Here is a 25,735-nt window from a genome sequence, read left to right on the forward strand (position 1 = left end):
GGAGTTCGTACTCCGAGCGGAAGACGGGATTCGAACCCGCGACCCTCACCTTGGCAAGGTGATGCTCTACCACTGAGCCACTTCCGCGTGTCTCCGGCGAAGTGCCGGCCACGGGAAAACCATATCGCCTTCGGAGAGTGCCTGCGCGCGTCCGGCGGGCTCCGGGACGAAATCGGCGGGACGAAATCGGCCGCCGATCCGGAGAGCCGCTACCGGATCACGCGTACGTCCCGCGCCCGGACGAACGCCACCCGGTGGCCGAGCTGGATCTGGTAGAAGCGCCGGGTGCCCGTGACCGTGACGTGCGCGGCCGGGTCGAAGGAGCCCGCCTTGTGGTACGAGCCCGCCACGATCTGCCCCAGCGTGTACGTCTGGCCGGACCGGATCACGTACGCCAGCGGCGTGCGCTCCTGGTAGGCGACGCCCGTGCCCTCGTAGGCCGGGTGTCCGGGGTACGCGCGGCCGTACACCCTGACCGTGTCCTTCAGCGGCGTGACCAGCGCGCCCGCGGCGGGGACGGCGGTCGGAGCGGTGGCCGGGTTGTGGAACCACGCCTTCTGGCCGAGGTACCAGATCGCCGTCCAGTCGCCCTGCCGGCCGGCCACGGCGAACCGCTGGCCGGTGGAGGCGCGGGCGCTGTGGTCGTACACGCTGTACGTGCTCGGCTTGCCCACCCGCTTGCCGATGTCGTCGACCAGGGGCGCGTCCTCGCTCGGCTCGGTGCGCAGCCACACCGACGAGGCGCCGTGCGGCTCGCAGGGCCTGGCCGGCCTGGCCTCGGCGCAGCCGGTGAAGAGCGGCTGGTTCGTCGCGTAGTCGGGCAGGATGATCACCGATCTGGCGCGGGCGCCCGCCGCGGGCATGACCGCGGGGGCGGCCGTGACCACACCCTCGGCGGCCGCCGGGACCGGGGGACCGGCCACCGCCAGGGCCGGGGGGCGGACCGGCGCGCCGGTGATCGGACTGCCCGCCAGCTCCAGGTAGTGGGCCCAGTCCCAGTAGGGGCCCGGGTCGTCGTGCATGCCCGGATGGCTCTCGGCCGTGGTGCCCGGGACGTTGTCGTGGCCGAGGATGTGCGCCCGGTCGAGGGGCAGGTCGTACAGGTCCGCCAGGTAGCGCAGCAACTGGGCCGAGGACCGGTACATCGCCTCGGTGTACCAGGTCGCCCCCCTGGCCAGGTAGCCCTCGTGCTCGATGCCGATCGAGCGGGCGTTGAAGTCGTAGTTGCCGGCGTGCCAGGCGATGTCCCGGGTCCGCACGTGCTGGGCCACGTGCCCGTCGCCGGAGCGGATCGTGTAGTGCCAGCTCACGTAGTCGGGGTCGGAGACCATCGCCGGGATGTCGCGGTACTTCGTCTCGGTGTCGTGGATGACGATGTGGTCGATCTGCCGCGTCGCCGTGGCGGGCATCAGGTCGTGGTTGCCGTAGCCGCCGGCCGTGCGCTTGTACGCGGCGGGCATCCACTCGCAGTCGAGCGTCCGGGGGCACTCGGCCGCCGGCGCCGGGCGCACGGCCGGCCCGGCGGGAGGGCGCAGGCCCGGCACGGGCGCCAGGTGGACCAGGGAGCCGTCGTCGGTCCTGCGGGTCACGCCCTGGCGGATCACCTCGAACACCTGGTCCGCGAAGTCGGGTGATCCGGATGACGGGAGGGAGGAGAGGCTCCCGGCGTAGCGGGCGACGGCGTCGTACCAGTCGGCGGGGTCGGAGCCGGTGCGCGTCTGGAGGGAGTTCTTGAGCGAGGCCAGGACGGCGGCGCCGCCCCTGATGTTGGCGGCCGGGTCGGAGCGCAGCCGCGCGGCCGGCAGCCCGGTGAGCCGCGCGGCCCGCTCCAGCGTCGCCCCGCCGGCGGCCCCGGGCTCGGAAGCGGCACCGGCACCGGCCTCGGGCTCGGGCTCGGGAGCGGCACCGGGGTCACCCTGCGCCGCGGGCTCGGCGGCCGCCGTGTCCACCAGGTGCATCGGCCCGTACCCGCCCGCCGTGCTCGGCCTGCCGCCGTTCGTGTCCCACCGCGACTCCAGGTACGAGACCCCGAGCAGCAGGCTCACCGGCACCCCGAACTCCCCGGCCGCCCGCGCGAAGTCCGCCTGGCGGCCCGGCGCGGGGCCGGGCAGGGTGAGGAGCCCGGCGGCGAGACCGGTGACCAGCCCGGCGGCGGCCCAGTGCGGCATGACAACCTCCACGGATCGGTACGACTACACTACGCACAGTAATCACCGCATCGGAAAGTCTGCTGCCGCCGCGAGAGCGTGTTGAATCGGCTATCCCTGCCCGATTCCGGGCAGGATGTTGGCGTGTCGCGTTCTCTGTGCGTAGTGTCCTCGTCTGTGTCCACGACGCTGCACCCCTACGAGGAGCTGATCGCCCACCTCATCCGGACCAGCGGGCTCGGCCCCGGTGAGGCCGCGCGGGTGGTCGCCGACGTGCTGTCGTACTTCTCCGAGCCGGTGGAGGCGTTCGTGCGGCGGCGCCACGCCGAGCTGAAGGCCCGAGGCCTCACCAACGACGAGATCTTCCCCAGAGTGGCCGCCGAGCTTCGCGGTCGCCGCGTCGCGGCGCCCGAGCTGTCCCTGCGGCAGTTGCGCCGCATCGTCTACGGCTGAATCGGGACAGGGCGTCCCCAGAACCACCTGAGAAACAACTGCATCGCCGTCTTCGGGAGAAGACGGATGACACGGATAGGAGATGTCGGATGTGCGGAATCGTCGCGTATGTCGGCCCCAAGGACGCCGCCCCCATCCTGCTGGAGGGCCTGCAACGGCTGGAGTACCGCGGGTACGACTCGGCCGGTGTCGTGGTCTCCAACAAGGGCCTCAAGGTCCGCAAGGTCAAGGGCAGGGTCGCCGACCTGGCCAAAGTCGTGCCGGCCAGGTTCAAGGGCGGGCTCGGCATCGGCCACACCCGGTGGGCCACCCACGGCGTTCCCAGTGACGTCAACGCGCATCCGCACCTGTCGTCCGACGAGCGCGTCGCCGTCGTGCACAACGGCATCATCGAGAACGCCGACGAGTTGCGCGCCAAGCTGGTGGCCGACGGCGCGGAGTTCCTCTCCGAGACCGACACCGAGGTGCTGGCCCACCTGATCGCCCGCACCGTGAAGGAGACCGACTCGCTGGAGGAGGCCGTACGCAAGGCGCTGAAGAGCGTCGTCGGGACGTACGGCATCGCGGTCATGGACGCCGAGCGGCCGGGAGAGGTGGTCGTGGCCCGCAACGGCAGCCCGATCGTGCTCGGCATCGGCGAGAAGGAGATGTTCGCCGCCTCCGACGTGGCCGCGCTGGTCCGCTACACCCGTCAGGTCGTCCACCTGGAGGACGGCGAGCTGGCCGTGCTCAAGGCCGACGGCTTCCACACCTTCGCCAGCGACGCCCGCGAGACGGCCAAGGAGCCGCTGACCGTCGACTGGGACGCCGGCCACTACGACACCGGCGGCTACGAGCACTACCTGCTCAAGGAGATCTCCGAGCAGCCCGAGACCGTGGCCCGCACCATGAGCGGCCGGCTCGACGAGCGCTTCCACATCGCCCACCTGGGCGGCCTCAACATGGACGCCCGCGAGACCCGCTCCTTCCGCCGCGTCAAGATCATCGGATGCGGCTCCGCGTACTACTCCGGCCAGATCGGCGCCCAGCTCATCGAGGAGCTGGCCCGCATCCCGGCCGACGCCGAGCCGGCCAGCGAGTTCCGCTACCGCAACCCGGTCGTCGACCCCGACACCCTCTACGTCGCGATCAGCCAGTCGGGCGAGACGTACGACACGCTGGCCGCCGTGCAGGAGCTCAAGCGCAAGGGCGGCCGGGTCATCGGCATCGTCAACGCGGTCGGCAGCGCCATCGCCCGCGAGGTCGACGGCGGCGTCTACCTGCACGCCGGGCCTGAGGTGTCGGTCGCCTCGACGAAGGCGTTCACCTCGACCGCGCTGGCGTTCGCGCTGCTCGCCCTGCACTTCGGGCGCGTCCACGACCTGTCGCCCGCCGACGGCCGCCGCGTCGTCGAGGGCCTGCGCCGCCTGCCGGCCCAGATCCAGGAGATCCTCTCCCAGGGCGACAAGATCGCCGAGCTGGCGCGGAAGTACGCCCCGTACCCGAGCATGATGTTCGTCGGGCGCGTGCGCGGCTACCCGGTCGCCCGCGAGGGCGCCCAGAAGCTCAAGGAGATCTCCTACGTCCACGCCGAGGCGTACCCGGCCAGCGAGCTCAAGCACGGTCCGCTCGCGCTGATCGGCCCGGAGATGCCGACGGTGGCGATCGTGCCCGACGACGAGCTGCTGGACAAGAACCTCACCACGCTCGGCGAGATCCGCGCCCGCGGCGGCCAGGTGCTCATGGTGGGTCACCGCGAGCCCGACGCCAAGCTGGCCGACGACGTGATCGTGGTGCCGAAGAACGAGATCGAGCTCGACCCCATCCTGCTGACGATCCCGCTCCAGCTCCTCGCCTACCACGCCGCCGTGGCTCTGGACCGCGATGTGGACAAGCCTCGCAATCTCGCGAAGAGTGTCACAGTCGAATAAATTCGCGCGGCACTATGGCTACAATCGCACAAAGGTCGTGTTAACAGCGCATTCTCGACCTAAGATCCGAATGTGGCCGAGTTCGATCCTCACACGCCGAACGTCGCCCGCATGTACGACTACCTGCTCGGCGGCCACGACAACTACGCCGTCGACCGCGAGGCGACCGAGCGGCTGGTAGCGCTGGTCCCGCAGGCCGTGCCGCTGGCGCGGGCCAACCGCGGCTTCCTGCGGCGGGCCGTGCGCCACCTCGCGGGCGCCGGTGTGCGCCAGTTCCTCGACCTCGGCAGCGGGCTGCCCACCCAGGGCAGCGTCCACGAGATCGTGCCGGACGCCCGCGTGGTGTACGTCGACCATGACCCGGTCGTGGCCGCGCACGCCAGGGCCCTGCTGGGCGAGGACGACGGAGGCGGGGCGGCCCCGGACCGCCGGGCCGCCTTCCTCCAGGCGGACCTGCTCGACACGGACGAGGTGCTGGAGCGCGCCTCGGAGCTTCTGGACCTCGGCCGGCCGGTGGGGATCCTGCTGGTCGGCATCCTGCACTTCATCCCCGACGCGGACGGGCCGTACGAGATGGTGACACGGCTGCGCGAGGTGGTCGCGCCGGGCAGTCACCTGGTGATCACCCATGCCGCCGCCCCCGGCCGGCCGGCGGGCGGCGGAGGCGTCACCCCGATCTCCCAGGGGCGCGGCGCCGACCGGCCGCCGGCCGCCATCCGGCGCTTCTTCGGCGACTTCGCCCTGGTCGAGCCCGGCCTGGTGAACGCCGCGGACTGGCGCCCTGACCGGCCCCGCCTGGCCGGAGAGCCGGGTGGCGGTTCGTACCTCATGGCGGGTGTGGGGTGGAAGCATCCCATAGCCCCTGATGTGTGACGGCTTGTAGTGCTTCGTTAACCTGGTGTAGCGAGATGCTGGCTCGCGGACCGGGGAGGCATGCCATGCGCCGACGGCAGGTGCTCGCGCTCGGGCTCGGCCTGGCGCTCTCGGGGCTGGCCGGCGCCGCCGGGTGCGGCGCCGAGCGGGCACCCGGCCGGGGCGTGCGCGGCCGGTTCGCCATCGTGCCCGGCGGCGAGCGGTGGACGCGCGTGGCCCAGGCCCTGGGCACCGCCGCCTGGGACGCCGGGTTCGCCGTGTCACGCGAGGGCGAGGCCACGCGCATCACCGTCACCGGCCTGACGGCCCTGGCCGCCGCCGCGCTCAACGACGGGCCGACCCTCCTCGACACCGCCACCCCGCTGGCCCGGCTCGCCGGGGAGGTCGAGGTCGTGGTCGTGCCGGCCGCCTCGAAGTTCCGCGACTTCGACGACTTCGGCGCCCACCTGCTGGCCCGGCCGGGTGAGACCATGCTCGCCGGCGGGCCGCGGGGCGAGCCCGACCACCTGCTGTTCGGCCTGGTCGCGCGGGGCCTCGGCGCCGACACGCGGCAGGTCGTCTACACCGGTTACCCGAGCAGCGAGGACGTGGCCGAGGCCCTGCTCGGCGGCAAGGCGGCGGCCGCCGCCGGCACCCTGGCCGACTGGCGGCACGACCTCCGCACCGGCCGCGTCAAGGCGCTGGCGGTCTCGTGCGCGCACCGCGTCGACGGGATCGACGCCCCGAGCCTGCTGGAGAGCGGCGTGCGCGTCGACTTCGCCGCCTGGTGCGCGGCCGTCGGACCGCACGGCATGTCCGGCGACACGCGCGACGCGGCACTGGAGATGTGCGAGGCCGTCTCCCGCTCGGCCCCGTGGCGCGAGGTCTGCCGCAGACGCGGCTGGAGCGCCCTGCCCCTCCTCGGCGACGACTTCGCGCTCTGGCTGGGCACGGAGATCGGCCGCACCCGCGGAGTGCTCCGCGATCTCGGGCTCGTCAACACGAACGGCACAACATGCGGCGCTAGTTGCGCCAACGGCCACTAGATGTAGGATCCTGCTCGTCGCTGGTTCGCCCCTCGGGGCGGAGCAAAAGGGAACCCGGTGCGATTCCGGGGCTGCCCCGCAGCGGTGAGCGGGAACGACCGCCGTCACAGAGCACTGGAGCGATCCGGGAAGCGACGGCCAGTAGGACCGAGTGGGTGACCGTGCGCGTAGCAACGCGTGAACGGTCACGCGCGCCTGCCCGCGAGCCCGAAGACCTGCCAGCGAGTGCCGGGGGACCACCGGCTGGACCTGTCCAGGGCCTCGAGGGAGGGCCCGGGGGCCGTCGCGGCCGGGGACACCCCGCGCCGCCGTGCTCTCGTGCGCCCTCGCCGGGGCGAGCTCGCGAGGAGAGAGCACGTGACGACCATCGTTGAGGGTGACCGGCGGCTGGCCATCGAGGAGGCGGCCGCGCGGGTGATCGCCGACCCGGCCAACTCCCGGGTCGCCGCCCGGCTGCTGGCCGAGGAGATCGCCGCCGAGGCCGCGGCCTGCGGCGTGCGGTCGTTCTCCGACTCCGTCGCCGCCACCCACGCGGCCGGGCTGGTGCAGGACGAGCTGGCGGCGTTCGTCGCGGCCCACGCCGCCGAGCTGGACGCGCTGGTGCCGGCCGACGCCGACGACCGCTTCGAGTACTTCGGCCTGCGCACGGTCTACGACCGCTACCTGCTGCGCCACCCGGAGACCCGCGCCGTGCTGGAGCGCCCGCAGCACTTCCTGCTGCGCGTGGCCTGCGGTCTGTCCTCCACCGTGGCCGAGGCGGCCGAGCTGTACGCCCTCATGAGCACCCTGTCGTACCTGCCGAGCTCGCCGACGCTGTTCAACTCGGGCGCGCGCCGGCCGCAGCTCTCGTCGTGCTTCCTGCTCGACTCGCCGCGCGACGAGCTGGAGGCCATCTACGACAGGTACGGGCAGGTCGCCCGGCTGTCGAAGTACGCCGGGGGCATCGGCATCGCCTGGACCCGGGTCCGCTCCCGCGGCTCGCTCATCCGGGGCACCAACGGGCACTCCAACGGCATCGTCCCCTGGCTGCGCACGCTGGACTCGTCCGTCGCCGCGGTCAACCAGGGCGGCCGGCGCAAGGGCGCCGCCTGCGTCTACCTGGAGACCTGGCACGCCGACGTCGAGGAGTTCCTGGAGCTGCGCGACAACACCGGCGAGGACGCCCGCCGCACGCACAACCTCAACCTCGCCAACTGGGTGCCGGACGAGTTCATGCGCCGGGTCGAGGCCGACGAGCCGTGGTCGCTGTTCGACCCGAAGGACGTGCCGGACCTGACCGACCTGTACGGCGAGGCGTTCGACCGGGCCTACCGCGCCTACGAGGAGCAGGGCCTGCACGTCAGGCGAGTCCCGGCCCGCACCCTGTACGGGCGGATGATGCGCACGCTCGCGCAGACCGGCAACGGCTGGATGACCTTCAAGGACGCGGCCAACCGCACCTCCAACCAGACCGCCCGGCCGGAGAACGTCATCCACCTGTCCAACCTGTGCACCGAGATCCTGGAGGTCACCAGCGACGCCGAGACCGCCGTCTGCAACCTCGGGTCGGTCAACCTGGCCGCGCACCTGCGCGACGGCGGGAGGGACGGCGCGGCGGTGGACTGGGAGCGGCTGCGCGCCACCGTGCGGACCGCCGTGCGCTTCCTCGACCGCACCATCGACCTCGGCTTCTATCCGACGCCCGAGGCGGAGGCGGCCAACCGGCGCTGGCGGCCCATCGGGCTCGGCGTGATGGGGCTGGCCGACGTGTTCTTCACGCTGCGCCTGCCGTTCGACTCGCCCGAGGCGCTGGAGCTGTCCACCCGGATCGCCGAGGAGATCGCGCTGGCCGCCTACGACACCTCCGCCGACCTCGCCGCCGAGCGCGGCCGGCACCCCTCGTACGGCGACACCCGCGCGGCCGGGGGAGTGCTGCACCCCGACCACTACGCCGGCGCCGCCGCCTCGCCGCGCTGGGACGCGCTCCGCGAGAAGATCGCCCGGACGGGGCTGCGCAACTCCCTGATGATCGCCATCGCGCCGACGGCGACGATCGCGTCGATCGCCGGCTGCTACGAGTGCATCGAGCCGCAGGTGTCGAACGTCTTCAAGCGCGAGACGCTGTCCGGCGAGTTCCTCCAGGTCAACCGCTACCTGGTGGCCGACCTCCAGGCGCGCGGACTGTGGACGCAGGCGATGCGCGACGCCATCAAGCGGGCCGACGGCTCGGTCCAGGACGTCCCCGGCGTCCCGGACGACCTCCGGAGCCTCTACCGGACCGCCTGGGAGCTGCCGCAGAAGGCCCTCATCGACCTGGCCGCGGCCCGCCAGCCGTACATCGACCAGTCGCAGTCGCTCAACCTCTTCATGGCCAGCCCGACCATCGGCAAGCTCTCGTCGATGTACGCCTACGCCTGGAAGAAGGGCCTGAAGACCACGTACTACCTGCGCTCGCGGCCCGCCACCCGGATCGCGCAGACCACGGTGTCGGCCGTGCCCGTGCCCGGCCTTCCCACCCCATCGGAGGACACGAGCGCGGCGATCGCCTGCTCGCTGGAGAACCCCGACGTCTGCGAAGCCTGCCAGTAGGCCCCGCGCCCCACACCTCTCACACGGAGACACCACATGCTGCTTGACCCGGGAATGGACCTGACGCTGCGCCCCATGCGCTACCCCGACTTCTACGAGCGCTACCGGGCCGCCATCCGCAACACCTGGACCGTCGAGGAGGTCGACCTGCACAACGACCTCGCCGACCTGGCGAGGATGACGCCCCAGGAGCGCCACCTGATCAACCGGCTGGTCGCCTTCTTCGCCACCGGCGACTCGATCGTCGCCAACAACCTCGTGCTCAACCTCTACCAGCACGTCAACGCCCCCGAGGCGCGCCTGTACCTGAGCAGGCAGCTGTTCGAGGAGGCCGTGCACGTGCAGTTCTACCTGACGCTGCTCGACACCTACCTGCCCGACCTCGACGAGCGGGTCAAGGCGTTCGCGGCGATCGAGCACATCCCGTCGATCCGCGACAAGGCGGAGTTCTGCTTCCGGTGGATCGACTCGATCAACGGACTCCAGCGGCTGGAGACGGCCGCCGAGCGCCGGCAGTTCCTGCTCAACCTCATCTGCTTCGCCGCCTGCATCGAGGGGCTGTTCTTCTACGGCGCGTTCGCGTACGTGTACTGGTTCCGGTCCCGGGGGCTGCTCGGTGGCCTGGCCACGGGGACGAACTGGGTGTTCCGCGACGAGTCCATGCACATGGAGTTCGCGTTCAGCGTCGTCGACACCGTCCGGGCCGAGGAGCCCGAGCTGTTCGACGACGAGCTGGGCAAGCAGGTCACCGCGATGCTGGAGGAGGCGGTGGCCGCCGAGCTGGCCTTCGCCCGTGACCTGTGCGGCGACGGCATGCCGGGGATGACCGCGGACCAGATGCGCGAGTACCTTGAATACGTCGCGGACCAGCGACTGGCCCGCCTGGGCCTGCCCACGAGGTACGGCACCGCCAACCCGTTCGCGTTCATGGAGCTCCAGGACGTGCAGGAGCTGGCGAACTTCTTCGAACGCCGAGTCTCTGCTTATCAGGTGGCAGTTGAGGGCAATGTGAGTTTCGACGAGACCTTTTAAGACATTGGGGGCATGACACGTGCAGTCGCCGGCCGAGTGGCCCATCCTGGTCGTCTCCGTCGTGGGTGCGATCCTCCTGGTGGAGGTCACCCGCCGGCTCCTGAAACGGGCCGGACGCAAGTGGGCGCTCGCCGGGCACCTGGTGGAGCACTGCACCTGGGCGGGGTTCACGGTGGCCGCGGTGGTGGCGTGCAACCTCGTGTTCGGGCCGGGCATGTTCGGCGACAGCCCGCGCGAGCAGCAACTGGCCGCGACCGTGGAGCGGGGCCTGGGGCTGGTCACGATCGGGTCCGTCACCTGGCTGATCGTCCAGGCCAGCTACGCGCTGACGGACGTGGTGCTCGAACGGCTGGTGCGGGTCGAGGGCGAGCGCAACCGGCGGGCCCGGCGGATCATGACGCAGATCGCGCTGGTCCGCCGGATCGCCGCCGTGACCATCATCGTGGTCGCCGTCGGCGCGATGCTGTTCTCGTTCCCGCAGGTGCGGGCGCTGGGCGCCGGGCTGCTCGCCTCCGCGGGCATCGCCGGCGCCGTGGTCGGCATCGCCGCCCAGCCCACGATCGGCAACGCGCTGGCCGGTCTCCAGCTCGCCTTCAGCGACGCGCTGCGCCTCGACGACGTCGTGGTGGTGGGCGACGAGTGGGGCCGCATCGAGGAGCTGACGCTGACGTACGTGGTGGTCCGGCTCTGGGACGAGCGGCGGCTGGTGCTGCCCGTCTCGTACTTCACGCAGAACATGTTCGAGAACTGGACCCGGCACGGCAGCCGGGTCGTCGCCGTGGTGTTCCTGCGGGTGGACTGGTCGGTCCCGGTCCAGAAGCTGCGCGACGAGCTGTACGCGTTCATCCAGGGCAACCCGCTGTGGGACCAGAAGGACTGGACGCTCCAGGTCACCGACGTCCTGCCGAACGGCCTGGTCGAGCTGCGCGCCCTGATGAGCGCCGCCGACTCGCCCTCCGCCTGGGACCTCAAGTGCGACGTCCGCGAGCACATGGTCACCTACATCAGGGAGAACTTCCCGGAGGCGCTGCCGCGTTTCCGCGTCGAGACGCCCGAGACCCGCGCCGGCGTGCCGTGGACCGCCGAGCTCTCCGACTCCGGCGCCCCCGCCCCCAAGCCGGGCACCCAGCAGCGCTGACCTCAGCGGCACGCGGCCCGCGCCCGCCGCCACGGCTGACGCGGCCGGTTAATGGGTGGCACCCCCGGCGATCATCTGGCTACCGTGGACGACATCCGGATGCTCCACGGGCCACGGTCTGACCGGCGGGAATGGCGCCCCCCGGCCGGACGGCGGCCCCAGCCTCGGGCATGGCCCCACGCCAGCCCGGCCCGAGGCCACACTTCCTTCGCGATCCTGGCGCGGGTCAGCGCTCCACGATCTCGTTCTTGCCGATGACCACGACGCCGCCGCGGGTCAGCGCGAAGCGGGTGCGGTCGTAGTCCAGGTCGAAGCCGATGCGCGCCCCGTCGGGGATCACCACGTTCTTGTCGATGATCGCCCGCCGGACGATGGCGCCCCTGCCCACCTTGACGTTCTCCATGAGGACGGAGTCCTCCACCAGCGAGTGGGAGTGGAGCACGACCTTGGGCGACAGGATCGACCGGATGGCGGTGCCGCCCGAGACGATCACGCCCGGGGACACCAGCGAGTCGATCGCCCGGCCCACCCGGTCGCCGTCGTTGTGGACGAACTTCGCCGGCGGCAGCGGGTCGTGGCCGGTGTGGATCGGCCACTTGTCGTTGTACAGGTTGAAGATCGGGTGCGCCGAGATGAGGTCCATGTGGGCCTCGTAGTAGGCGTCGAGCGTTCCCACGTCGCGCCAGTAGCCCCTGTCGCGCTCGGTGGAGCCCGGCACCACGTTGTTGGCGAAGTCGTAGACGTCGGCCCCGCCCGACTTGACCATCATCGGGATGATGTTGCCGCCGAGGTCGTGCTTGCTCATCGGGTCGAGCGCGTCCTCGCGCAGCGCGTCGATCATGGCCTGGGTGCGGAAGACGTAGTTGCCCATCGAGGCGAACACCTCGTCGGGCGAGTCGGCGAGCCCCACCGCGTCCTTCGGCTTCTCCCGGAACGCCACGATGCGCCGGCCCTGCGGGTCGGTCTCGATGACGCCGAACTGGTCGGCCAGGGAGATCGGCTGCCTGATGGCCGCCACCGTGACGTCCGCGCCGGAGTCCTCGTGCTGCTCGACCATCTGCCGGGGATCCATCCGGTAGATGTGGTCGGCGCCGAACACGATGACGTGGTCGGGCATCTCGTCGTAGATGAGGTTCAGGTTCTGGAACAGCGCGTCGGCCGAGCCCGAGAACCAGCGCGGGCCGAGCCGCTGCTGCGCCGGCACCGGCGTGACGTAGTTGCCGAGCATGGCCGACAGCCGCCAGGTGCGCGACACGTGGCGGTCGAGACTGTGGTTCTTGTACTGGGTCAGTACGACGATCTTCAGGTAATCGCCGTTGGCCAGGTTCGACAGGACGAAGTCGATCAGACGGTACATTCCGCCGAACGGTACGGCCGGTTTCGCCCGATCCGCCGTCAGAGGCATGAGCCTCTTCCCCTCGCCACCTGCCAGCACGACCGCAAGCACCCTCCGGGACCTCATGACCAGGACGCTACCCCCTATGAGCCGATCTATCGACGTGACCTCGTCCTGGAGTGTTACTTTTCTCCAGATTTTGGTGATTTCTCCTTGCTGAGCTGCCCGAACGATCGCCGGGGTCGTCCTCCGGCAGGGCGGGAAGCGGCGAGTCGCGCACCGGTGTGTCCCGGATGGGCGGGATGCTCGTAAGGTCGTTCCATGCGCGTTGATCTGCTCAGCCGGGAGTATCCGCCAGAGGTGTACGGCGGTGCCGGAGTTCACATGGAGTACCTGGCGAGCCGGTTGCGCCGCCTGGCCGACGTCCGGGTGCGGTGCTTCGGCGCGCGGCGCGACGAACCGGGGGTCTCCGCCTACCGGGTGCCCGAAGGGCTGGGGTCGGCCAACGCGGCGCTCCAGGTGCTGGGCGTCGACCTGGAGATGGCCGCCGCCTGCGAGGGCGCCGACGTGGTCCACTCCCACACCTGGTACGCAAATTTCGCCGGACATGTCGCCAAGCTCCTGTACGGCGTGCCGCACGTCGTCACCACGCACAGCCTCGAACCGCTGCGCCCGTGGAAGGCCGAGCAGCTCGGCGGCGGCTACACGATCTCCTCGTGGGCCGAGCGCACCGCCCTGGCCGCCGCCGACGCGGTGGTCGCCGTCTCGGACGGCATGCGGCGCGACGTGCTGGCCGCCTACCCCGAGATCCCGCCGGAGCGGGTCAGCGTGATCCACAACGGCATCGACACGGCCGAGTACGCCCCCGATCGGGACGACGCGGTGCTGAAGAAGCACGGCGTCGACCCCGCCAAGCCGTACGTCGTCTTCGTCGGCCGCATCACCCGGCAGAAGGGCCTGGTCCACCTCCTGCACGCGGCGCGGTCCCTCGACCCCGGCGCGCAGCTCGTGCTCTGCGCCGGCGCGCCCGACACGCCGGAGATCGCCGCCGAGGTCACCGGCCTGGTCCGCGACCTCGAACGCGAGCGCGAGGGCGTGGTGTGGATCTCCGAGATGCTGCCCAAGCCCGAGGTGATCCAGCTCCTGACGCACGCCACGGTGTTCGTGTGCCCGTCGGTGTACGAGCCCATGGGCATCGTCAACCTGGAGGCCATGGCCTGCGAGACGGCCGTCGTCGCCACGGCGACGGGCGGCATCCCCGAGGTGGTCGCCGACGGCGAGACCGGGCTGCTCGTGCCGATCGACCAGGGCGCCGACGGGGTGCCGCGCGACCCGGAGCGCTTCGCCGCCGACTTCGCCGAGCGGGTCAACTCCCTGCTGGGCGACCCCGAGCGGGCGCGCCGGATGGGCGAGGCCGGGCGGGCGCGGGCGGTCGAGCACTTCTCGTGGGAGCGCATCGCCGAGCGCACCCTGGAGCTGTACGCGTCGGTCGCCGGTGGCGCTCCGAGGTGACGCTCCTGACGTGACGGCGCCCGGATCCCCGTGGGAAGCCGGGCGCCGGCGTCCGTCAGGTCTGGGAGATGTGGTGGAGGATCACGTCGTGGACGTGGTGCGCCTTGTTCTCGCCGCGGAAGTCGACCTCGTACGTGTGCGTCCCGACGTGGATGGCGATCGCCCCGGACGAGAAGAACCCGCCCGCGAACGACTTGTTGCTCACCACGCTCACCGCGGAGATCTTGCCGTAGGGGATGCTCGTGAGCGCCACCCGCTTGCCCACGAACGACTTGTCCTGCACGATCACCCGGCGGTCGGTGAGGCCGAGGAAGCCGGTGCCCGCCCCGATCGCGTCGTAGACGGCGACGATCCGCTCGCCGGGCAGGAGACCGCTTTCGATCTGCCTGAGCTGTTCTTTCCGATCATAGGGAATGTCAGCCATGCCCGGCCAACGAACGGGGACCGCCTCCTCGTTCCGGCCTCACGGAGGTCTTACCGGGCCGGGCGCCCGGCTCGAAGGCCCTGATGCGCGGGTCGGGGTCGTCGAGGAAGACGGGTCAGCGGAGCGGCTCCAGGACCACGACCGGGATCGGGCGGTCGGTCTTCGTCTGGTACTCGTCGTAGTCCGGCCAGGTCCGGGTCATGATGGCCCACAGCTCGGGCTTCTCCTCGTCGATGGCGGTGTGCGCCCGGGCCCTGAACTTGTCGCCCATGACCTGCACCTCCACCTCCGGGGTGGCGTCGAGGTTCTTGTACCAGTCGGGGTGGTCGGGGTCGCCGCCCTTGGAGGCCACCACGACGTAGGCGTCTCCGTGCTTCTGGTAGATGAGCGGCGTCGTGTAGGGGCGGCCGGTGCGGCGGCCCTTCGTGGTCAGGAGGAGGACGGTCGTGTTGTTCCAGTCGTGGCCTTCCGCGCCGTCGGTCTCCTGATAGCGCTGAACGTGTTCCTTACCGAAAAGCATGAATCCGGACTACCCGGGACACGCCTGGTGTCACCGTCGGCCGCCAGGTCTGTACGAGGACTTGACCGGCGGTCGCCCCCTCACGAGCCCGTCGTCCAGGCCCGCCTCACAGGCCTGTCACAGGTAGGAGCGGGTGGCCGTGACCAGCTCGGGGACGGCGTCGCGGGTGTCGACGTAGAGGGCGGTGTCGGGGGTGCGCTCGCGCACGTCGCGGTCGCGGATGGCGAACACGGCCGGAGGGACGCCCGCGTCGCCGTAGCGCCCGGTGACCGCCGCGGAGATCGCCCGGCGCACGTCGGCGACCACGCCGCGGGTCGTGTGACCGGGGCCGGAGGCGGCGAGGTAGCCCAGCAGGGCGGCGAAGCGCTGCTCGGCCCCGGCGGCGGCCTCCTGCCGGGCGGGGACGGGGCTGTCGAGCCAGAACACCTTGCCGGCGAGGAACGCCTCGTAGCTCACGCCGTCATGGTCGAGCGTGCGCGCCGTCTCGGCGAGCAGCGTGCCGAACTCGGCCAGGTCGGCGCTCGGCGGCAGGTCCGTCGTGACGAACAGGGGCACGATCAGCGAGTCGAGCATGTCTGTGATCCCTCCGTGAGGAGGCTCATCGTAGGGGGAGCCACCGACAATCCCCGGCGGCGACGCACCTTCACGTCAAGCCGCGCCGGGTCAGGGCCGCGTCAGAGCCGGGTCAGCGGTCGGTCCACTCGTCCTCCAGGGCGGAATGGACGATGGAGTCGCGCCAGCCGTCAGGCGTCGGCAGGTGGTGGCGGATGCGGCCCTCCTCGACCATGCCGGCCGTCAGCATCGCGAGCTGCGCGGGCAGGTTGTCGGGGGAGCGGGCGCCCCAGACGCGGTGCAGGCCGAGCTGCTTGAAGCCGAACGACAGCAGCAGCCGGATCAGGTCGGTGCCCATGCCCCGGCCCCACTGGTCGGGCCGCAGCCCGAGGCCGATCTCGGCGCTGTGCGGGAGGTCGGTCTCGACGTGCAGCCGGGCGACGCCGATCACCTCGTGGTGGTCGGCGTCCTCGACCGCGAACACGTACAGGCGGCGCGGCTCGGCCTCCGCCGCCTCCAGCGCTTCGTCGACGAGTGCCCTCACCTGCTCGAAGGTGAGGGCCCCGAACGGCATGAAGCGCGTGGCGGAGGGGTCGCCGTAGATGGCGTGCAGTGCCGCCACGTCGGCCTCCGTGACGTCACGCAGGCAAAGACGCGCACCATTGCACTGCACGTGGCGCATGGAGAGAAGTTAACGCGAGTTTTGTGATCTCCACAAGCCCTTGTCAAGTGGCGAGTTGACTCCCGTAAGCCCGCGCGACAAGCTCGGCGATGGCGCTGTGCGCGCCGAGCGGCTCGGCGTGGCCGGCCTCGATCTCGGCGGCGGCCCGCTCCACCGTTCCCGGGGCCACCTCGTGGCCGATCAGGCACGGGGCGAGGGCCAGGCGCCCGGCCCCGGCGGCGCGCAGCCGCTGGGCGGCCATGGTCACGCCGGGCTCGCTGTCGAGCGACGCCGCCACGACCGGCAGCGTGAGCCGGGAGGCGAGCAGCACGGCCGTGGCCTGGACGGCCTGCACGGCCCGCGCGCCGCCGGCGGTCCCGAGGATGACCGCGTCGACGGGGCTGGAGACGTTGAGCAGGCGCACCCGGTCGGCCCGGGCCAGGCCGCGCTCGGCCAGCCTGATGTGCAGCGCCTCGGCCAGCAGCGGGTGGGGGCCGAGCGCCTCGGTCACGACCGCGCCGGAGTCTCCGGCGGCCACGGCCTTGCCGATGTCGGCGAGGACGGCCGGGTCGTCCCAGGTCAGCAGCGGCACCACCACGGCGTCGCGGCCGGAGGGCAGGGAGTCTGCCAGGTCGGCGACCGTCGCCAGGCGCACCTCGATCTGCGGGTTGTCCACCCGCACGACCGCGGCGATCTCCGAGGCCACGCCGGAGGCGTCGCCCGGCGCGGCGAGCACGAGCACGGGGGCGTCCGATGGCAGGGACGTGGGCACGGGACGGCGGTGTCGACCGCCGCCGGGCCGGGGGGAACGTTCACGTACAGGCAGGCTCACAGGCGCGCAGTTTATGCCCAAAGGATGCCCGGTGTTTTGGGAATCGGCAGCGATTCTGTCACAACGTCCCGGTTCGTTCCCATGTCCGGTGTGGGCGGCTTTTCCGCCCGTCCCGGCCGTCGCGGCCCCCGTGGTCGCGGCGGCCGGGACGGGACGAGGGGAGCGGGCTCAGCGGGCCGGCACGACGACCGACTGCGGGTTGCCCGGGGCGTACACGGTGATGCCCTGCGGGAGGGACTTGAGCTTCTCGATCTCGGCGCACGCCGGGCAGGCGTCGTAGCCCTGCTGGCGGGCCCGGTTGGCCGCGGCCTCGGCCTTGGCCTGCTCCACCTTGGCCTGGGCCTCGGAGACGGCGGCGTCGGCCGCCAGCGACCGGTCGACGGCCTGCTGCACCTCCGGCGGGAGCGTCACCCTGGCCAGCGTGAAGCGCAGCCCGGTCAGGAAGTCGCCTCCCAGGGTGCCGGGCAGGTCGCGGGCCAGCGAGGCGTTGACCGCGTTCTGCACCTGGACCAGGGTGGTGTTGCTGCTTCGCGGCTTGAGCGCGGTGGTCTCCAGCAGCGAGCACGACGGCACCAGCTCGCCGCACCGCATGGCGCCGACCTCGGAGCGCAGCGCGTTGTCGATGACGGGCCGCACCGCCTGGCCGAAGAAGGCGCTCCAGCCCTCGTCGCCGTCCCAGGGGTAGAGCGACGCGCCGTCCTGCGCGCGGAAGGTGCGGGTGCCGTACCTGTCGTCGAAGGTCTTGAGCGTCCGATGGTCGAGGTTCAGCGTGAAGTACAGGGTGCCCTCGATGCCGAGGTTCACGCCGTCGCTGCTGGGCACCTTCACGACGTCCACGCCGAGGGTGGTGGCCCGCTTGGGGTCGGCGGTGATCGTGTAGAAGCGCTGCTGGGCGGGGTAGCCGTGGACGGACGACCACCAGCCGGCCCAGGTGAGGCCGGAGGCGGGGTCGATGACCTGGCGCACCTTGTTGTCGTCGAACGGGCCGCCGTCGCGGACCACGGCGACCTCGCCGCCGTCGGTCCGCTCCAGCCCGCCGACGAGGCCGATGAGCGTGGGGATCGCGATGATCGTGGCGATGACGAGCAGGACGGTTCTCACCGGGGACCTCCCGCGCGGGCGGCGGTGGCAGCCGCCGCCCGCGCTTTCGCGGCGGTTGGGGGAGTACGGGGCCTGTCAGAGGGGCGTCAGGATCGCTGGGCGAGGCCCTCGGGGCGGTGCAGGTCGAGGTCGCGGGTCTCCGGCGCGATGGCCAGGCCCACGGCCGTGACGGCCAGCGCGACGAGCACGTACACCGACACGGCGAGCGTCGTGCCGTACACGTCGAGCAGCTTGAGCGCGACGATCGGCGCGATCGCGCCGCCCACGATCCCGGCCACCTGGTAGCCCATGGAGGCGCCGCTGTAGCGCAGCCGGGTGCTGAACAGCTCCGCGATGAACGCCGCCTGCGGCCCGTACATGGCGGCGTGGGTGATCAGCGCGACGACCGCGGCGAGCGCGATGAGCGGGAACGAGCGGGTGTCGAGCAGCGGGAAGAAGACGAACACCCAGACCGCCGCGCCGATGACGCCCGCCAGGTAGACGGGACGCCGGCCGAGGCGGTCGGACAGGGCGCCGAAGAACGGGATCATCCCCAGTTGCAGGGCGGAGGCGATGAGGACGGCGTTCAGCCCGACCGAGCGCGGCAGGCCGAGCTGCCCGGTCACGTAGACGAGGATGTAGACGGTGAAGGTGTAGAAGGCCACGTCCACGCCGATGCGGGCGGTGAAGGCCGACAGCAGCGCCCGCGGATGCGTGCGCAGCACCTCGACGAGCGGCATCCGAGCCGTCTGACCCTGCTGCTCCAGCTCGGCGAACAGCGGCGACTCCGTCACCTTCAGCCGCACCCAGAGCCCGACGGCCACGAGCACGCCCGACAGCAGGAACGGGACGCGCCAGCCCCACGACAGGAACGCCGCGTCCGACATCGTGGCCGACAGCAGCGTCAGCAGCGCCGTGGCCAGCACGAACCCGGCGGGCACGCCCACCTGGGGCCAGCTCGCGTTGAAGCCGCGGCGACGGTCGTCGGCGTGCTCAAGCGACATGATGACCGCGCCGCCCCACTCGCCGCCCAGCCCGAACCCCTGGACGAACCGCAGAATGGCGAGCAGGATCGGGGCGGCGACGCCCACGGTGTCGTACCCGGGGAGCACACCGATGAGGAACGTCGAGACGCCCATCAGGAGCAGGGTGACGACGAGGACCGTCTTGCGCCCGGCCCGGTCGCCGAAGTGGCCGAACACGATGCCGCCGAGCGGCCTGGCGATGAACGCGACGGCGTTGGTGGTCAGGGCGAGCAGGGTGGCGTTGAGGGGATCGAAGTTCGGGAAGAACAGCTTGCCGAAGACCAGCGTCGCCGCGGTCGTGTAGAGGAAGAAGTCGTACCACTCCAGTGATGTGCCGACCAGGCTGGCGACGATCACCCGCCGGGCCTGTGAGGTGGAGCCTGCCATCGCTTCGCTCCCCACGGATTTGAAGGGCTTTGTATCAACGTAAGGATCGTTGAACAATTCGACAAGGGGTTTGTTCGATGATTAATTGTCGCTGTGGACAACGGGGTTGCTGATCTCGAACGGGACCGTTCGCGCCTCGGGCGCAGCAGCACGGCCGAGCGCGTGGCCGACATCCTGCGCGACCGCATCAGCGAGGGCTTCTTCGAGCCCGGTCAGCGCCTGTCGGAGGAGTCGATCTCCGAGGCGCTCGGCGTCTCGCGCAACACGCTGCGGGAGGCGTTCCGGCTGCTCAGCCACGAGCGGCTGCTGTACCACCGGCTCAACCGGGGGGTGTTCGTCCGGATCCTGTCGGCCGAGGACGTCGCCGACCTCTACCGCGTGCGCCGCGTCATCGAGGGGGCGGCGGTCCGGCGCACCCCCACCCCGAAGGCGCTGCGGCTGATCAAGGAGGCCGTCGCCGACGCCGAGCGGGCCGCCGCGAGCGATGACTGGCGCGCCGTCGGCACCGCCAACATCCGCTTCCACCAGGCGCTCGTCACGCTCAACCAGAGCCCGCGGCTCGACGAGGCCATGGGCCAGCTCCTGGCCGAGCTGCGGCTCGTCTTCCACGTCATGAAGAACCCGCGCGCCTTCCACGAGCCGTTCGTCGAGCGCAACCGCCGGCTGCTGGAGCTGCTGGAGGCCGGCCGGCCGGACGAGGCGGCGGCCTTCCTCGACGCCTATCTCGACCACGCCGAGCGGCTCCTCGTCGACGCCTACGAGCCGGCCTACGAGCTCAACTCGTCCACGCCCACGCCCACCGGCCCGGTCCACGGGCGCAACCGTTAGCGTGCCGTCATGGACAGGATCTTCACACCCGGCGAGGCACGCGAACTGCTCCCGGCGATCATCGAGGAGGCCGGCGCGCTCGTCGCCGCCCGCGCCGACATGACCGAGCTCGCCCATGACCGGCGCACCTCCGGGTCGTCGGCCCTCGGCGGGATTCCCGAGCTCAAGGCGCTGGAGGCGCGCATCGAGGAGATCCTGAGCGGCTGGGCCGGCCAGGGCCTGGAGATCAAGGGCATCGCGCCGGTGCTGCTCGACTTCCCGGCCGTGCTCGACGGCGTGTCGGTACGGCTGTGCTGGATCGAGGGGGAGACGGCGCTCGGCTGGTACCACCGCACGGACCTCGGCTTCGCCGGGCGGCGGCCGCTGGCGTAGCGGCGTCCGCGGTCGTGGCCGAGCTGTGACCAACCCCAGTCCCCGTGCCGGTATCTAACCCGGTGAACGGAAGGAACACCGACATGGGGCACATTTCAGCATCCGCCGCATTACTGGCCGCGGCGGTCATCGGAGGGGCGGCACTGGCGCCGCTCCCAGCGCAAGCCGCCACCGTGACCTCTGCCTCTCCGGCGGCGCGGGCGGCGTGGATCCCGTCCTGCGAGAACCCGAAGAGCGGCGACACCCGCGCCTGCGGCCACTGGCGGCTGCTCATGGGCGACGGCCGCACGCTCACCGTCCGCGACGCCGCCACCCACCGGACCACCGCCAACGGCCGGACGCTCTCCGACGAGGGCCGCTTCGCGGTCAGCGGGGACGGCCGCGTCATCGCCTACGAGCGCGCCCGCGACCACCGCCTCGTCGTACGGCGGGCGAGCGGCGGCCCTGTCACGGAGCTGCCCCGCTCGCTCGTCCCCCAGGGGACCGGCACCGACGACGTGTGGCTCGCCCTCTCACCGGCCGGCGACCGGCTCCTGGTGAGCCACACCGACGACCCGGCCCGCCGGCCCGGCAAGATCGTCACGGTCGCCACCGGGAAGGTCGCCGAGCTGCCCGCCTCCGACGACCTCCTCGGCTTCAGCGGCGACGGCGACGAGGTGCTGGCCCGCCGCGACGCCGGCGACAACACCACCACGCTCGTCGCCCACCGGCTCGACGGCACCTCCGTCAAGCGGACGCCGCCGCAGGTGGTGGCCAACGCCAGTGTCCTCGCCCTGGCCGCCGACGGCAGGACCGTCGCGGTGCTGATCGACGGCGACGAGGCCCGGAAGCGGCCGCCGCGGCTGCGGATCTACGACCTGGAGAGCGGCGAGCTGCACGAGACGGTGAAGCTGGCGCTCAAGCCGTCCGCCTCGCCGTACCTGGCCCGATGGACGGCCGACGGGCGGCTCGTCCTGACGGTTACGGCCGGCGACGACGGCAGGCCGGCGGTGGTACGGGTGCTCACCGCCGACCCCGAGACGGGCACGGTCCGGCAGAACGACACGTACACCATCGGCAAGAGCCGATACGCCTACTACGCGGCGGGAGAGTGACGGAGATGAGCGACAGGAACGCCACGGGGCGCACGACGCCCGAGGGCGGCAGGGGAACGCGCGCCACGGCGGGGGCCGCGGCGCTCGCCCTGGGACTGGCCGCTGTCCTGGCCGCGCCCGCTCAGGCCGCGCCCGCTCAGGCCGCGCCCGCTACCGCGCAGGCCGGGCTCGCGGCCGCATGGGAGTCGCGGCAGGAGCCCCCGCACGCCCACCTGGCCCACGGGGAGGACAGCGTCCGGTACGTCTCGATCAAGGGCTGCCGGAAGAAGGACGACGGCCCGCGGCCGTGCGGCGGGTGGCGCGTCGTGATGCACAGCGGCGCGCGGGGTGCGCTGCCCGACGCCCAGACGATCGCGCGTGACGCCAAGGGCAGGCCGGTGGAGGGCGTCGCCGCGCCGGTCGCCGTCAGCGGCAACGGCCGGCGGATCGCGTACTACACCAAGAGCGGCCGCCTCGCCGTGCGGACCCTCGGGGGTGGCGTCAGGCTGCTGGCGGAGAACGCGCTGCCGAAGGTCGGCCAGGCGGAGACGGCGCTCCAGCTCTCGGACGACGGCTCCAGGCTCGCCGTGTCCATCACCACCGACAAGCCGCGGGACACCCGGATCTTCGACACCGAGACCGGTGATCGGATCGGCACGATCCCGGCGGCGGACGAGCTGAAGGGCTTCAGCGCCGACGGCGGCGAGGTGCTCGCCGGGACGGAGGACGACGAGGGGACGCAGGTCCTGGTCGCCTACAGCGACGCGGGGCAGGAGCTGGCCCGCGTCACGCCGCCGCAGCTCGTCGCGTCGAACGGCCCGCAGGCGCTGTCCGGCGACGGGCGCACGGTGGCGGCCGTCGTGCGCGGCTCCAAGCAGCTGCTGGCGCTGTACGACATGGTGAACGACCAGGTGACGGCACGGCTGAAGGTGAAGCTGCCCGCCGGAGATCCCGAGATGGTCGACTGGACGGGGCCGTCGCAGGTCACGGTGCACCTGATGCGGTACCACGACACCAAGCCGACGTCGGTGACGATCGCGCAGATCGACTCCGGCACGGGCAAGGTGACGATCAGGGACACGTACACGATGCTGAAGGACACGTTCGTCTTCGCCGCCTGCGGCGGGTGACGAAGGAGGGCGGCGCGGTGGGGGCTGGGGCGTACGCTGCGGGCGTGAAGGTTCACTCCACCAAGGCGATGGCGGCGCGGGCGGTCGACCTGTGCGCGGTCCTGCTGTACGCGGGCCCGCCCGGGGGGCCGTCCGCAGGGCCCTCCGTCGGGCCGTCCGTCAGGGCGGGTGCCGGGCCGTCCGTCGAGTCGGTGGCGGCGGTCCTGCGGGCCCACGGCGAGACGGTCGTCCCCGTCCACGGCGCCCGTCCCGGACCGGCGGGCGAAGACCTGCGCGCGGGCGGTGACGGGCCGGCGGGCGGTGAGCTGCCGGTGGGCGGGGACGTGCCCGCCCAGCCGGCGAGCCCGGGGGCGGCGATGAGCCCGTACCTCGGCGAGGACGACGTCGCCGCGATGCGGGAGGCGGCCGAGCGGCTGGTGGAGGTGCTCGCCGCGCCCGGCCCGGACGAGGCCGCCGGGCTGCTCAACCGGCTGCTGGCCGGCACCGCCCGGCCGCCCCGGCTCACCAGCCACGGCGGCACGAGCCCGTGGCACGTCCACGTGGACAGCCGCGACGACGCGCCGTGGGCGGAGTGGTTCCTGGCGTCGTCGGCGATGGCTCTGGCGGTCCTGCTGGCCGAGCACCAGAGGGTGCCCGGCGGGCTGTGCGCCTCACCCGGCTGCCGCCGGCCGTACCTGGACCTGGGGGGCGGCAGTCCTCGCCGCTACTGCAGCGCCCGCTGCGCCACCCGCGAACGCGTCGCCGCCCACCGCTCCCGCGCCTGACCATCCCGGTCCGCTGTTCCGGTCGGGCGGTGACGGGCCGGGGGCCGCCTGTCACGGTCGAGGGCCGGAGAGGCGGGACGCGCGTGACAGCAGCGCGTACCCGCCCACGGCCGCCACCTGGAGCCCCGCCCCTACCAGCAGGGCCGTGCCCACGTCGTGCCCCACCAGCGGGCCCGCCACCGTGGACCCCGCCGCGAAAGATGTGATCTTGAGGCTGGCGCCCGTGGTGAAGATCTGGCCCCGCTGCTCCGCCGGCGCCTCGCGGTGCCGTACCGACAGCAAGGCCGTGAGCTGCGGCCCCTCCGCCACGCCCGCGAGCGCCGCGGCGAGCACCGCCACCCCGAACGCCCCCGTGAACGGCCCGGGCCGCGCCGCCGCCAGGTGCGGCGCGACGGCGGCGAGCGCGAGCGCCGCGCCGAGGAGCAGTGTCGCGCAGACCAGGATCATGTCGGGGGAGGGCGACGTGCTCCGCCGCCGGGCCAGCACGGCGTTGGTGGCCAGCGCGCCCCCGGCGGTCACGGCCAGCAGCAGCGCCCCGTACGCCGCCCCGCCCGCCAGCGCGCCCCCGAGCAGCGGCGCCCCGACCACGAACATCGGCACGCCGGCGTAGGAGACCATCGAGGTCACGGTCGCCCGGCGGAGAGGCGCGTTCCGGCCGATCGCCGTGAAACCGGCGGCCAGCTCCCGCCAGATGCCCTTCCCGTCCCCACGCCCCACGGAGTCCGCACCGGCCGCCAGGTCCCCACCGCGGTCCGAACGGCCGGGCAGCCGGTACGCGATCGGGGCCGCCGCCATCATGAGCGTCAGGGACACCACCACCGCGCTCTGCCCGCCCCACGCCGCCGCGATCCCCGCCACCGCCGCCGGGCCGGCCAGCCCCGCGGCGTTGTAGCTGATCGCGTCGAGCGCGCTGGCCCGCTCCAGGCGTCCCGCCGGGACCAGGAGGGGGAGCTGGGCGGTCCAGCCGCCGGTCAGGGCGGGCCCGAGCACGCCCGCGAGCACGGCCACCGCGATCAGCGCGGCGTCGGGCACACGGCCCAGGCCGAGCAGCACGGCCAGCAGGCCCCCGGTGTAGCCGAGCAGGCAGCCGGCGAGCATCCTGCCCGGGCGTAAGGCTCGGTCGAGCAGCACCCCGAGCAGCGGTCCGCCGATCGCGGCCGACGCGGTGAGCCCGGCCAGCAGCCACGACGCGACCACCGGCGACCCGGTCAGGGCGAGCCCGGCGACGAGCAGGGCGGGACCGGACATCTCGTCTCCGGTTCGGGCCGTAATCGCGCCGAACATGTAACGGGCTATCACCAAAGAGACGTTACAGGGTGGGCCTGCGATGCCGGGAAGGGGGGCGGTCAGCCGTCCGTGTCGTGGACCCAGCGTTCGGTGAAGAGGCGGGGAGTGGGCGCGTGGCCGGGGAGCGGCCGGGTGTGGGTGGCGCGCAGGCCGTCGACGGCGATGGCGACGAGGCGCGCCCGCGCGTTCACGGCCGCTTCGACCAGGTCGTCGCGGCCCCGCACGCGGAGCTGGTCGAGTACGGGGGAGCGGCCGAGCTGCTCGATCAGCAGGGAGACGTCCACGGCGGTGACGTCCGGTCTGAGGACTCCGGCCTCGTGGGCGCGGGCCACGAGCGCGGTCATGAGCTCGTCGGAGCGGCCCACCTTGGCCTGCATCTCCTCCGTCACCTCGATGGTGCCGGCGATCGGCCCGAGCGATCCCTGGCCGAACTCGGCGCAGGCGGTGACGAACCCCGCCAGCCCCTCCCACGGGTCCGGCGCGTCGAGGCCGCGCTCGCCGGCCTCGATCGTGCTGTCGAGGGACAGCGCGGCCAGCCGCTGGAACAGCTCCTCCTTCGTCCGGTAGCGGCGGTAGAGGCTCCCGATGCCGACGCCCGCACGCGCGGCGATCGCCGCCACCGAGGCGTGCGCGCCGTCGGCCGCCAGCACCTCCCGGGCGGCCCGGAGCAGCGCCCGGTCGTTGCGTTCAGCCTCGGCCTGGCGGGGGGCGCGGCGCGTGGGTCCCGTCATGGGCCCCGATCATACGCGCTTGCGGAGCATACCGCTCCGTTATACAGCAAACGGAGCGTTATGCTCCGGCTTGGG

General features: G+C 72.3%; 24 protein-coding genes, 1 tRNA gene and 1 riboswitch. Of the genes, 13 read left to right on the forward strand and 12 right to left on the reverse strand.

What is annotated here, in order from left to right:
* Positions 1-15: 15 nt before the first annotated feature.
* Both AB0H64_RS23860 and AB0H64_RS23865 read right to left on the reverse strand, forming a co-directional pair.
* Positions 16-87, reverse strand: a tRNA-Gly gene (locus tag AB0H64_RS23860).
* A gap of 122 nt (positions 88-209) precedes the next feature.
* Positions 210-2,168, reverse strand: a complete 1,959-nt coding sequence (locus tag AB0H64_RS23865; protein ID WP_357628226.1) for an N-acetylmuramoyl-L-alanine amidase — start codon at positions 2,166-2,168, stop codon at positions 210-212.
* Between the two features lie 156 nt (positions 2,169-2,324).
* Between AB0H64_RS23865 and AB0H64_RS23870 the strand changes: the two genes are divergently transcribed.
* The 7 genes from AB0H64_RS23870 to AB0H64_RS23900 all read left to right on the forward strand — a co-directional run bounded on the left by AB0H64_RS23870 (position 2,325) and on the right by AB0H64_RS23900 (position 11,146).
* Positions 2,325-2,600 carry a hypothetical protein gene (locus AB0H64_RS23870; RefSeq protein WP_310711076.1) on the forward strand — a complete coding sequence of 92 codons (276 nt, stop codon included), beginning with the start codon at positions 2,325-2,327 and terminating at the stop codon, positions 2,598-2,600.
* An 89-nt stretch (positions 2,601-2,689) separates the two neighbouring features.
* On the forward strand, positions 2,690-4,510 hold the full coding sequence (gene glmS / locus AB0H64_RS23875; protein WP_357628229.1) for a glutamine--fructose-6-phosphate transaminase (isomerizing): 1,821 nt from the start codon (positions 2,690-2,692) through the stop codon (positions 4,508-4,510).
* 72 nt (positions 4,511-4,582) lie between these two features.
* Positions 4,583-5,383, forward strand: a complete 801-nt coding sequence (locus tag AB0H64_RS23880) for an SAM-dependent methyltransferase (RefSeq protein WP_357628232.1) — start codon at positions 4,583-4,585, stop codon at positions 5,381-5,383.
* A 65-nt stretch (positions 5,384-5,448) separates the two neighbouring features.
* Positions 5,449-6,408 carry a tripartite tricarboxylate transporter substrate-binding protein gene (locus AB0H64_RS23885; RefSeq protein WP_357628235.1) on the forward strand — a complete coding sequence of 320 codons (960 nt, stop codon included), beginning with the start codon at positions 5,449-5,451 and terminating at the stop codon, positions 6,406-6,408.
* 4 nt (positions 6,409-6,412) lie between these two features.
* Positions 6,413-6,646, forward strand: a riboswitch (cobalamin riboswitch).
* 119 nt (positions 6,647-6,765) lie between these two features.
* Positions 6,766-8,976 carry a ribonucleoside-diphosphate reductase subunit alpha gene (locus tag AB0H64_RS23890; protein ID WP_357628238.1) on the forward strand — a complete coding sequence of 737 codons (2,211 nt, stop codon included), beginning with the start codon at positions 6,766-6,768 and terminating at the stop codon, positions 8,974-8,976.
* Between the two features lie 36 nt (positions 8,977-9,012).
* Entirely contained in the window at positions 9,013-10,008 is a 996-nt protein-coding gene (locus AB0H64_RS23895; RefSeq protein ID WP_357628240.1) for a ribonucleotide-diphosphate reductase subunit beta, read from the forward strand.
* Between the two features lie 19 nt (positions 10,009-10,027).
* Complete coding sequence (locus AB0H64_RS23900; protein ID WP_357628243.1) at positions 10,028-11,146, forward strand: mechanosensitive ion channel domain-containing protein; 1,119 nt, start codon at positions 10,028-10,030, stop codon at positions 11,144-11,146.
* A gap of 226 nt (positions 11,147-11,372) precedes the next feature.
* On the opposite strand, the gene glgC is transcribed toward AB0H64_RS23900, so the two are convergent.
* A complete protein-coding gene (gene glgC, locus AB0H64_RS23905) occupies positions 11,373-12,608 on the reverse strand; it encodes a glucose-1-phosphate adenylyltransferase (RefSeq protein WP_357628245.1) in 1,236 nt (411 codons plus the stop codon).
* Between the two features lie 195 nt (positions 12,609-12,803).
* On the opposite strand from glgC, the gene glgA reads away from it, so the two are divergent.
* Positions 12,804-13,994: a glycogen synthase gene (glgA, locus tag AB0H64_RS23910; RefSeq protein WP_357628247.1), complete on the forward strand. Its 1,191-nt coding sequence runs from the start codon at positions 12,804-12,806 to the stop codon at positions 13,992-13,994.
* Between the two features lie 55 nt (positions 13,995-14,049).
* Here the strand turns inward: glgA and AB0H64_RS23915 are convergent, their stop codons facing one another.
* The 7 genes from AB0H64_RS23915 to AB0H64_RS23945 form a co-directional block, all read right to left on the reverse strand.
* Positions 14,050-14,418: a PH domain-containing protein gene (locus AB0H64_RS23915; protein WP_357628250.1), complete on the reverse strand. Its 369-nt coding sequence runs from the start codon at positions 14,416-14,418 to the stop codon at positions 14,050-14,052.
* A 115-nt stretch (positions 14,419-14,533) separates the two neighbouring features.
* The gene (locus AB0H64_RS23920; RefSeq protein WP_357628251.1) at positions 14,534-14,938 is read right to left on the reverse strand and encodes a nitroreductase family deazaflavin-dependent oxidoreductase; all 405 of its coding nucleotides are present in this window, start codon (positions 14,936-14,938) and stop codon (positions 14,534-14,536) included.
* Positions 14,939-15,055: 117 nt separating this feature from the next.
* The gene (locus AB0H64_RS23925) at positions 15,056-15,511 is read right to left on the reverse strand and encodes a hypothetical protein (protein ID WP_357628253.1); all 456 of its coding nucleotides are present in this window, start codon (positions 15,509-15,511) and stop codon (positions 15,056-15,058) included.
* A gap of 112 nt (positions 15,512-15,623) precedes the next feature.
* A complete protein-coding gene (locus AB0H64_RS23930) occupies positions 15,624-16,172 on the reverse strand; it encodes a GNAT family protein (RefSeq protein WP_357628256.1) in 549 nt (182 codons plus the stop codon).
* 43 nt (positions 16,173-16,215) lie between these two features.
* The gene (locus AB0H64_RS23935; RefSeq protein ID WP_357628259.1) at positions 16,216-16,923 is read right to left on the reverse strand and encodes a hypothetical protein; all 708 of its coding nucleotides are present in this window, start codon (positions 16,921-16,923) and stop codon (positions 16,216-16,218) included.
* Between the two features lie 228 nt (positions 16,924-17,151).
* The gene (locus tag AB0H64_RS23940; RefSeq protein ID WP_357628261.1) at positions 17,152-18,084 is read right to left on the reverse strand and encodes an SPFH domain-containing protein; all 933 of its coding nucleotides are present in this window, start codon (positions 18,082-18,084) and stop codon (positions 17,152-17,154) included.
* A gap of 86 nt (positions 18,085-18,170) precedes the next feature.
* On the reverse strand, positions 18,171-19,475 hold the full coding sequence (locus AB0H64_RS23945; RefSeq protein ID WP_357628263.1) for an MFS transporter: 1,305 nt from the start codon (positions 19,473-19,475) through the stop codon (positions 18,171-18,173).
* 93 nt (positions 19,476-19,568) lie between these two features.
* On the opposite strand from AB0H64_RS23945, the gene AB0H64_RS23950 reads away from it, so the two are divergent.
* The 5 genes from AB0H64_RS23950 to AB0H64_RS23970 all read left to right on the forward strand — a co-directional run bounded on the left by AB0H64_RS23950 (position 19,569) and on the right by AB0H64_RS23970 (position 23,642).
* A complete protein-coding gene (locus AB0H64_RS23950; RefSeq protein WP_357628266.1) occupies positions 19,569-20,303 on the forward strand; it encodes a GntR family transcriptional regulator in 735 nt (244 codons plus the stop codon).
* A 9-nt stretch (positions 20,304-20,312) separates the two neighbouring features.
* Complete coding sequence (locus AB0H64_RS23955; protein ID WP_357628269.1) at positions 20,313-20,675, forward strand: DUF2203 domain-containing protein; 363 nt, start codon at positions 20,313-20,315, stop codon at positions 20,673-20,675.
* A gap of 173 nt (positions 20,676-20,848) precedes the next feature.
* Positions 20,849-21,769: a hypothetical protein gene (locus AB0H64_RS23960; protein ID WP_357628272.1), complete on the forward strand. Its 921-nt coding sequence runs from the start codon at positions 20,849-20,851 to the stop codon at positions 21,767-21,769.
* 5 nt (positions 21,770-21,774) lie between these two features.
* The gene (locus tag AB0H64_RS23965) at positions 21,775-22,878 is read left to right on the forward strand and encodes a hypothetical protein (RefSeq protein WP_357628274.1); all 1,104 of its coding nucleotides are present in this window, start codon (positions 21,775-21,777) and stop codon (positions 22,876-22,878) included.
* 44 nt (positions 22,879-22,922) lie between these two features.
* Complete coding sequence (locus tag AB0H64_RS23970; protein WP_357628276.1) at positions 22,923-23,642, forward strand: CGNR zinc finger domain-containing protein; 720 nt, start codon at positions 22,923-22,925, stop codon at positions 23,640-23,642.
* A 51-nt stretch (positions 23,643-23,693) separates the two neighbouring features.
* Here the strand turns inward: AB0H64_RS23970 and AB0H64_RS23975 are convergent, their stop codons facing one another.
* Positions 23,694-24,926, reverse strand: a complete 1,233-nt coding sequence (locus tag AB0H64_RS23975; protein WP_357628320.1) for an MFS transporter — start codon at positions 24,924-24,926, stop codon at positions 23,694-23,696.
* Positions 24,927-24,988: 62 nt separating this feature from the next.
* Entirely contained in the window at positions 24,989-25,660 is a 672-nt protein-coding gene (locus AB0H64_RS23980) for a TetR/AcrR family transcriptional regulator (protein ID WP_357628278.1), read from the reverse strand.
* Between the last annotated feature and the right edge of the window lie 75 nt (positions 25,661-25,735).

The sequence above is a fragment of the Nonomuraea sp. NPDC050733 genome (assembly GCF_040654215.1).
Taxonomy (GTDB): Bacteria; Actinomycetota; Actinomycetes; order Streptosporangiales; family Streptosporangiaceae; genus Nonomuraea.